The sequence below is a fragment of the Pseudoalteromonas sp. QJM3NY_22 genome (assembly GCF_056173065.1).
On record NZ_JBWBTZ010000003.1, the window covers coordinates 76,498 to 85,880 of the forward strand.

Annotated in this window: 6 protein-coding genes and 2 pseudogenes; 6 read left to right on the top strand and 2 right to left on the bottom strand. The window is 37.4% G+C overall.

Annotation, left to right across the window (positions count from 1 at the left end; translation table 11 throughout):
• Position 1: 1 nt before the first annotated feature.
• The 4 genes from AC0VZ4_RS25465 to AC0VZ4_RS25480 all read left to right on the top strand — a co-directional run bounded on the left by AC0VZ4_RS25465 (position 2) and on the right by AC0VZ4_RS25480 (position 6,150).
• Positions 2-2,089 carry a type I-F CRISPR-associated protein Csy2 gene (locus AC0VZ4_RS25465; protein WP_475442262.1) on the top strand — a complete coding sequence of 696 codons (2,088 nt, stop codon included), beginning with the start codon at positions 2-4 and terminating at the stop codon, positions 2,087-2,089.
• Between the two features lie 14 nt (positions 2,090-2,103).
• Positions 2,104-3,156, top strand: a complete 1,053-nt coding sequence (gene csy3 / locus AC0VZ4_RS25470; protein WP_475442263.1) for a type I-F CRISPR-associated protein Csy3 — start codon at positions 2,104-2,106, stop codon at positions 3,154-3,156.
• Positions 3,157-3,158: 2 nt separating this feature from the next.
• On the top strand, positions 3,159-3,770 hold the full coding sequence (cas6f, locus tag AC0VZ4_RS25475) for a type I-F CRISPR-associated endoribonuclease Cas6/Csy4 (protein ID WP_475442264.1): 612 nt from the start codon (positions 3,159-3,161) through the stop codon (positions 3,768-3,770).
• Between the two features lie 1,249 nt (positions 3,771-5,019).
• Positions 5,020-6,150 carry an alpha/beta hydrolase gene (locus AC0VZ4_RS25480; protein ID WP_475442265.1) on the top strand — a complete coding sequence of 377 codons (1,131 nt, stop codon included), beginning with the start codon at positions 5,020-5,022 and terminating at the stop codon, positions 6,148-6,150.
• Positions 6,151-6,327: 177 nt separating this feature from the next.
• Here the strand turns inward: AC0VZ4_RS25480 and AC0VZ4_RS25485 are convergent.
• Positions 6,328-6,504, bottom strand: a pseudogene (locus AC0VZ4_RS25485) (integrase); the annotation flags it as partial.
• Between the two features lie 112 nt (positions 6,505-6,616).
• On the opposite strand from AC0VZ4_RS25485, the gene AC0VZ4_RS25490 reads away from it, so the two are divergent.
• On the top strand, positions 6,617-7,876 hold the full coding sequence (locus tag AC0VZ4_RS25490; RefSeq protein ID WP_475439694.1) for an IS256 family transposase: 1,260 nt from the start codon (positions 6,617-6,619) through the stop codon (positions 7,874-7,876).
• Positions 7,877-7,882: 6 nt separating this feature from the next.
• On the opposite strand, the pseudogene AC0VZ4_RS25495 reads toward AC0VZ4_RS25490, so the two are convergent.
• A pseudogene (locus AC0VZ4_RS25495) lies at positions 7,883-8,326 on the bottom strand (site-specific integrase); the annotation flags it as partial.
• Positions 8,327-8,661: 335 nt separating this feature from the next.
• Between AC0VZ4_RS25495 and AC0VZ4_RS25500 the strand changes: the two are divergent.
• Positions 8,662-9,327 carry a hypothetical protein gene (locus tag AC0VZ4_RS25500; RefSeq protein ID WP_475442266.1) on the top strand — a complete coding sequence of 222 codons (666 nt, stop codon included), beginning with the start codon at positions 8,662-8,664 and terminating at the stop codon, positions 9,325-9,327.
• Positions 9,328-9,383: the final 56 nt, after the last annotated feature.

Here is a 9,383-nt window from a genome sequence, read left to right on the forward strand (position 1 = left end):
TATGCATTTAAAAGAACTGTTAGAAATTACAGACACCATTGAGCGAGATAGGTTATTACGTCGTGCTTTTAGCCCTTATAAAGCAACTATTGATATAACAGGTTGCGAAGGCAATGCTTTAATTATTTTATTAAACCTGACTTACCGAAAAAACCAAGTTAATGGCCTGCTGGATAAGCAGCTAGCAAAACAGGCTTTAAAAAGTGAAGACCATATTAATAAATGTATTAAGGAAATAGCGTGGTTTCATACTCATAATTTAAAGTATCCTGACATTAGAGTAAGTAAGCAAAATTTAGCTGTAGCGCCTCCACTACTGCACTCTTATGTTTTGAGTAGTGCTAACTACCCTAAAGCCTATGGCTGGTCACATGACTCTGCTAAGGTAAATATAGCTAAATTATTTGTTAGTTACTTTAAATGGAAAGATGAAAATTATTGTTTGGCGCAAGTGTTAGCTACGTACTCAGATAACTGGAAAGCCGCATTTACCTCTCTGGGGTTATCCGTTAAGGCATTTAAAAGCTTATGTGTAACCGTTAAAGAATCATTGCCTGAAGAGGTTATTCCCGTCTCTGTTGACCGCTATTCTCGCCAAGTAAGAATGCCTTATCATGATGGTTATGTGGCTGTTACGCCTGTTATCAGCCATGTAGTTCAATCAAAAATTCAGCAGGCGGCAATTGAAAAACAAGCTCGATTTAGCAGTGTAGAGTTTACGCGTCCTGCTGCTGTCAGTATGTTAGCTGCTTCCTTAGGTGGGGTTGTTAATGTGCTTAATTACCCTCCTAAGATACTAAATAAATATCATGGTTTAAGTAGTTCTCGACAATTCAAATTAAACAATGGGCAAACAGTATTTAAAGTAGGAGCACTATTAAAGCCGGAATTCATTAAAGCTTTAGAGGGTATTATATTTAGCAATAACGCGTTGGCTCTTAAACAACGCAGACAACAAAAAGTTAAAAATATTAGAGATGTAAGAAGTACGCTTTTAGAGTGGTTTTCACCTGTATTTGAATGGCGCTTAGACGTTGTTGAGAATGGAAGTGACTTAGAACAACTTGAGAGTGCTTCAAACCAACTAGAGTATAAAATACTATCGCTGCCCGACGATGAACTCCCGTCGCTAACTATTCCTTTATTTAGCTTACTAAATGAAATGCTTAGTAGTGTGAATATGACACAAAGGTATGCTTTCCACCCTAAATTAATGAGTCCTTTGAAAGCAGCTTTACAATGGCTACTTATCAATCTTACAGATAAAAAAAACGAACCGACTGAAGAGGATGATAAGTGTTTTCGTTATTTACATTTAAGCGGCTTGCGTGTGTTTGATGCGCAAGCATTATCTAACCCTTACTGCTCAGGTATTCCATCTTTAACCGCTGTTTGGGGGATGCTTCATAGCTACCAAAGAAAGCTTAATGAAGCGCTTGGGGCTAATGTACGGTTCACATCTTTTTCTTGGTTTATTAGGGATTATTCTACTTTAGCAGGAAAAAAGCTTCCGGAACTTAGCCTTCAAGGCGCTCAGCAAAATAAGCTTAAGCGGCCAGGTATTATTGATGGCAAATATTGTGATTTGGTATTTGATTTAATAGTAAATGTTGATGGCTATGAAGATGATTTACAGGCAGTAGATAGTGAGCCAGACATTTTGAAAGCGCATTTTCCATCTAACTTTGCAGGTGGTGTTATGCATCAACCCGAGCTTACTTCAAATGTAAATTGGTGCTGTTTGTATAGTAATGAAAATCAGCTGTTTGAAAAGCTAAGACGGTTACCTTTATCAGGTTGCTGGGTTATGCCGACTGAACACAAAATACAGGATTTAGATGAGCTACTCTTATTATTAAAGAGTGACTCTAAATTGAGCCCATCTATGATGGGGTATATGTTACTCACTGAACCCAAAGCTAGAGTAGGTGCGCTTGAAAAGCTACATTGTTATGCTGAACCAGCAATAGGAGTGGTGAAGTACGAAACGGCCATTAGTTTGAGGTTAAAAGGTATTAGCAACTATTTTAATGAAGCTTTTTGGATGCTAGATGTTCGAGAAAAGTTTATGCTAATGAAAAAGGTTTAACCGGAAGATACTTAATGGAACTATGTAATATATTAAAATATGATCGCTCACTTTATCCAGGTAAAGCAGTGTTTTTTTATAAAACGGCTGACTCTGATTTTGTTCCTCTAGAGGCTGAAATTAATAAGATTAGAGGCCCAAAATCTGGTTTTACTGAAGCATTCACTCCGCAGTTTTCACCAAAAAACATCTCACATCAGGATTTAACACATAATAATATATTAACTCTTGAAGAGTGTTATGTGCCTCCAAATGTGGAACATGTATTTTGTCGATTTTCTTTAAGAGTTCAGACTAACTCGTTGGTACCTTCAGGCTGCAGTGACCCAGATGTTTTCTCTTTATTAAAAGAGTTGGCCACAACATTTAAAGAGTGCCGGGGTTATAAGGAGTTAGCCGTAAGGTATTGTCGAAATATTTTATTGGGCACATGGCTTTGGCGTAACCAGAATACCGGTAACACTCAAATTGAAATTAAAACTAGCAAAGGGAGTTGCTATTTAATCGATAACACCCGTAAGTTGGCTTGGGAAAGTAAATGGACACTTGATGAGCAAAACGTATTGGAAGAGCTAAGTAACGAAATTGAGAGCGCATTAGCAGATCCCAATGTTTTTTGGAGTGCCGATATAACTGCGAAAATAGAGGCCTCATTTTGCCAAGAAATTTATCCAAGCCAAATTCTTAACGACAAGGTTAAGCAAGGAGAGGCTTCTAAGCAGTTTGTAAAAGCGAAATGTGCAGATGGCCGTTATGCTGTAAGTTTTAATTCTGTAAAAATAGGTGCTGCGCTTCAGTCAATTGATGATTGGTGGGATGAGGATGCAAGTAAAAGATTACGAGTGCATGAGTTTGGTGCAGATAAAGAAATTGGCATTGCCCGACGCCCTCCCGATTCTGAGCAGAACTTTTATTCTATTTTCAAAAATACTGAATGGTATTTATCAGCCCTTAAAAATTGCATTACTAATAAAAGTGAAAATATAGACCCAGCTATTTATTATTTATTTTCTGTATTGATTAAGGGCGGAATGTTCCAGAAAAAAGCAGAGGCTAAAAAGGCGTAGTTATGCAAAGGTATTATTTCATAATCCACTTTTTACCAAAACAAGCAAACCTAGCGCTGCTTACTGGACGCTGTATTTCTATCATGCATGGGTTTATTTTGAAGCATAATATTGAAGGAATGGGAGTTACGTTTCCTAATTGGTCTGATTCATCAATTGGTAATGTAATTGCTTTTGTTCATACGGATATGGAGATTTTAAACAGCCTTAAAGAGCAAGCGTATTTTGTTGACATGCAAGATTGTGGCTTTTTTAAATTAAGCCAAGTTTTAGCCGTACCTGAAGACTGCCAAGAAATACGTTTTATACGTAATCAGGCGGTAGCAAAAATATTTACAGGTGAAAGTAGAAGAAGATTAAAGCGTCTGCAAAAAAGAGCCTTAGCAAGAGGTGAAGACTTTAACCCTGAAAAGCTCGTAGCTCCAAGAGAGGTTGATATTTTTCATAGGGTAGCCATGACTAGCAAGAGCTCACAAGAGGATTATATTCTTCATATTCAAAAGCAAAATGCCGACTGCCAAGCAGAGCCAACTTTTAGTAATTATGGTTTTGCCTCAAATGAAAAGTTTAAAGGCACGGTTCCTGATTTATCACCCTTAATAGAAAGTAATTAACCTTTATTTTTGTCTTTATTATAAGTCGTTGATATTAATGCCCTCTGAGCAAGCATTAAAATATGGTTAAAATTGAATTTTCTTTTTAATTATATGAATTATAAAAATACATTTATCTATTTTGATGTGGCCTGCCGAGTAGGCAGCTGATAATTTGCATTTTTGCAGCAGCTAAATGAAGGCTTGGTGACCTGCCGAGTAGGCAGCTGATAATTTGACCATAAAGAGGCAGGTCTAGGTGGCGAAGTGACCTGCCGAGTAGGCAGCTGAAGATAAAAACAATCGTTTCGATGTTTATGTTAATGTACTTCTGCCGAAAAGGCAGTTACTAGAAATATAAAACCAGCCTTTTATTTGAGGACTGATATTTTATTTTTGATTTAATAAGTAGATTTATATTTAAGGTTATTCACTCTGTTTTTAGAGAGTATTAAGTTTCCCAATTAATAATGGTGAGTAAACATCCTAGGAATAAGTAAAGCATACTTGCCCCGCAATGAGTTGGATAGTAAAGTAGAAAAATAAAGGCCAAAATAAAAAACCCAAGAAAACTTGGGTTTTATTTTCCCATAAAATGGGGAACGAAATTATAATAACTTAAAAAATTTAGGTCTAAGTTAATCACCTGGTTTGTGATCATGTGGTTTTAACGGCTTATGTTTATTTGGTGTGTTAGTACGTTGTCTTTTATCCGGCGTTCCATCATCATTTTCTCTTTTCGGTCCTGGTTTAATGAACATATGTATACCTTTTGTAATGGTTTAAGTTGTTTATTCACCTTTATAATAACTATAGACTTAAAAATTTAAAACAGTAAAGAAATTTATTGGTAAGGGGTAGAAATTTAACTAATTGTGTTCATCATTGGCTTGTTTTTCATTTTATCGAATTATTACTCTCTGTTTAAAGCTGGCTTATCGATTAAAAATCTAATTTTAATATACTATTTCATATAAATGGTCAATATCTCGAATGTGGTAGCTACTGCCCTTATGACGTTGAATTTAGCCATGTAGAATTTTTATTCTATGATATTGCAAAAAGGACTGTTTAGTTCGCATTGGGGACGTTAGCCTTAAATTTTCTAAGGGCGGCTTTGAGCGATAAGCAGACACTGAAAAAGTTAAATTTATTCCTACTTCTTTGAGTAGGAGCCTAATTTTGTCTGATAACATTATTAACCGCTGTTTTCGTGTGTTATAAACCATCTAAATGGTGTTGAATAAGCCGTTAACTTTAAAGGTATCCAATGAGATTTATATTAATCGTTTTATTTTTTTTAAATTCTACTCAAGCTCTTGCGCAGTATGACCGCTTGAGTCTAAATTCTGAGTTCCTAGGAAAAGACGTTACCGTTCAGATATCGTTACCAGACACTTATCGACATTCTGATAACTTTTCATACCCTGTACTAGTTGTATTAGATGGCGCCACTCAATTCAATCACGCGGCAGCTAGCGCGCATTTTTACAGCACTTATGCAGCAATACCGGAAATGATTGTTGTAGGTGTAAGTCTAAAAAATAGATTAGCATTTTTTACTCATACTGAGCCTGAAGCATTTGTCGGTCGAGCCGGTAAAGCTGACTTACTCACGCGTTTCCTACAAGAAGAGTTATTAAACCAACTTAATAAGCAATATAGAGTTGCGCCTTATTATGTTATCGCAGGCCACTCACTTTCTGGTCTATATACCAGTTACCTTGCAGTTAAAGGTAATACTAAATTTAATGCTGCGATATCCATTAGCCCAAGTCTTTGGTGGGATGAAGCTACAATAGTTACAGACTTTGAAAAGAAGCACTCAACCAGTGGAGCAAAAACTTTTCGATGGTTTCTAAGTATGGCAAGTGAGCCGAACGAAATGCCCGAAGCTTTTGATCGCATATTATTGGCATTGGAAAAAAAATCAAAATCAGGGCTTTATTATAAGTACGCAAGGTTCCCCGATGAAACACACGACACCACTCCCGTAGTAGGAATGGCAAAAGGGTTACAAGCTATTTTTTCTGATTGGAATGCGGTACCTGAGATTGATATCATGCCTCTGTCGAACCTAATAAAATTTTATGAGGATAAAGCTAAAGAGTTCGGTTATGCATTCCCTTTATCGGCACATCAGTATAATGTTTATGGGCTCAAAGCTACGTATGAAGATAAGCCAGCATGGGGCGTTGAAATTTTGGAAAAAGGTACTGAGACTTTTCCTAATTCAGAGATACTGTGGGATAGTTTAGCAACAGCTTACAGTTTGAATAAGAATTTACCTGATGCGTTAATTGCATCTGAGCGTGCGCTGGAACTGGCTGTCGCCAATAATTCAATTTTTATCGCTGAGATCAAGGAGCAAAATACGGACTTGAAGCTAAGCAAAAAATAGATGGTCATCAGGTAGCCTGTAAAGTAATACAGCTAACAATCAAATCTTATCGCCAGCAAATAGCGCTGGCGTGACTTTAACCCTCTGAGCGAATTCTCACGCTAAATTTAGGCGTTGCTGAGTGATAACAATTGATACGTGCCAGACTCTAACTTCGAGTCTGGCTTAGGTTCAAATTTAAGCATCGATCTGTTCTGATACTTCTAACGCATCATCAACTTCTATTCCCAAGTACCTGACAGTGCTCTCTAGTTTTCTATGGCCAAGTAGAAGCTGACAGGCTCTTAAATTTTTAGTTTTTTTGTAAATTAGTGATGGTTTGGTACGTCTCATAGAATGAGTGCCATATTGAGTCTTATCTAATCCAATGAGCTATAGTCGTTTCTGGTGTATGAGAAAAAGTCATTGCGATGTAATCTGTTAATTGATCTTGACCAGATCAACAATTAACCAGAGAGACATCGCAATGACTGAAAATGATAATGTTATTTCCATTGAAAAACCAGACAATCCGTTAGAGCAGTTGCTTAAAAGCGGGGCGCAGCAGTTGTTAGCTCAAGCGATTGAGGCTGAGTTGGCTGTTTTATTGGCTCAATACCAGCATGAGACCGTCGAGGGACTTCAGCGGATCGTCAAAAATGGTCACCAGCCTGAGCGTACGATCCAAACAGGCCTTGGTGATATTGAGGTCAAAATACCTAAAGTCAGGGATCGAAAAAAGGAAGGCATTAAATTCAATAGTGCCTTGATCCCGCCTTATCTGAAACGGACAAAAAATATCGAAGAGCTGATCCCATGGCTCTATTTACGAGGAATTTCGACGGGTGATATGCAGCCCGCTTTAGTGTCTCTTTTAGGCGAGCAAGCCAAAGGTTTGTCGGCCAATAGTGTCTCTCGGTTGAAATCCACCTGGGAAACGGAGTATCAGCAGTGGTCTAAACGTTCCTTGGCTAAACGTCGATATGTGTATATCTGGGCCGATGGGATTTACAGTAAAATTCGAATGGATGATAAGCTGTGCTTACTGGTAATTATGGGGGTAGATGAAACGGGCAGAAAGGAGCTATTGGCGGTGGTTGACGGGGTTCGTGAGTCTGAGCAGAGCTGGACTGAAGTGTTAAATCAGTTGCGCTCACAGGGTCTAACAATACCACCAAAATTGGCCATAGGGGATGGTGCGCTGGGGTTTTGGAATGCCCTCACCAAAGTATGGCCAACAACCCAACATCAACGTTGCTGGGTGCATAAAATCGCGAATGTGCTAAACAAAGTGCCGAAATCAATGCAACCTAAAATCAAAGCGAATTTACAAGATATCTGGATGGCAGAGAGTCGAGCTTCTGCTTATAAAGCGTATGATTTATTTGTTAAAAATTACTCAGTCAAATACCCAAAAGCGACGGATTGCTTGATGAAGGATAAAGATGAAATGCTGGCATTTTATGATTATCCTGCTGAGCATTGGATGCACATAAGAACGAGTAATCCGATAGAGTCAACGTTTGCGACGGTAAGGCTGAGAACGCATAAAGTGAAGAGTTGTGGCAGCCGGACAACCACCTTAATGATGGTTTTTAAACTCGCGCAGTCGGCAGAGAAAAAATGGTACCGCTTGCGAGGGTTTAAGTTACTGGCTGAAGTAATTACAGGGGTAAAATTTAAAGACGGCGAAAGAATAACTCAAGATCAAACAGAGCATCAAGATGAGCTCATACACCAGATTTGACAATAACTCTAATCCAATTGAGGTGACCCAAGAATCAACTATACGTCCATATTGACGGGTTGAAAGGTGTTCAGAGGAATGAATTCGTGACTTAAACAAGTAATCATAAGAATTGAGAGTAAATTGCTCTATGAGCGCCACAATTGATTTCCTTGTATTTCCAGTAATTTCAAATTGAACAGGCATACCAGTCTTTTTTTGAACGACTATTGCCCTTGATTGGATTGTTTTACCATGAGCGATGTCATTAACTTTTAGTGAAACTAAATCACACCCTCTTAGTTTGCTATCTATGGCTAGGTTAAATAGTGCTAGATCTCTTATTTTATGAAAAAGTTCTAGTCGTATTCGGATAGCCCATATTTGCTGTAATTTTAAAGGTAACTTTTGTCCTACAAGCTTATTTTTATTCCAAGGCTCTTTAGGCTGATATATAGTTAACTGGTGCATTAGTTGTACTCCGGTGTTTATGGAGTTTTAAGCTTAGCTTGCTACAAAAAAATTCGGGTATGAGCGATAACCGGTCATTCAGATTGGCTAAGTATCGTCTTTAATTGATCGGTTAAACTGCTTTTTGCGCATATATTAATGAAAATGGGCACTGCGCGCATATTTGTTCATCTAACTTAACTTAAAATTTTTAGAATACTTAGTGATAGTAATACCTTAGGTTATTTGTTAAAAGTAGATGGATGAGTGTTAAGTTGACAGAAATATGCGCGATGAGCAGACTATAAAATGTTAGTTTTATATTTGAGTTCTTCAGAATTAAAGGTGTCAACTAGTTGAAAAAATTATTCATATTTGCGGTTGTTGTTGGATTGTATCTGGTAGCTTGTGGCTTTTTCATTGGTGTTACGAATCGAGAGGCTATGTTTGACGGGGTCAAATGGACTGATGTTGGTACTTTAGTTATTACATCTCTTGGTTTTATTTTTGGTTTCTATACCTACTTTCAATGGTTAAATAGCAAGCGAAAGGAGGATTCATATTTAGTCGCCAAAAAATACATCGCTGCTATAGATGAAATAGAAGAAAACTTACATGAGTTGCGATTTCATTATGATCATATTTGTCCTACAGCAGGATTGATGGTTGAGGATAAAGATGTATCAATCAAACGTATTGAGCATCTTAATATTGTTTGGGGCAACTTATATCAAGCAAGACGAAACCTTTATAAATCTAATAGAGAGTTATCATTCTGGAATGTTTGTCTAGCTAAAGAGGCTGAAGAAAACTACAACTCTTTGAATAAGTCACTGGACGATATTAGTGTGATATCCTCAGTTTTGAACAATCAATTATTCCATTTTGTAAGCAGTAGACAAAATATGGATGAAGTGATTCGAGAGAAGCAAAGGTTTGACGAGTTGCATGAGTCAGTTCATAAAATTATCCAACATCGTGTTGATTGTGGTTTTAAATCAATATTTACCTTCGAAATATAAATAAAACTAACAAAACGTTCAAGAGTGATTCCAAACGTGTGCTGGTTTCGCTTCGC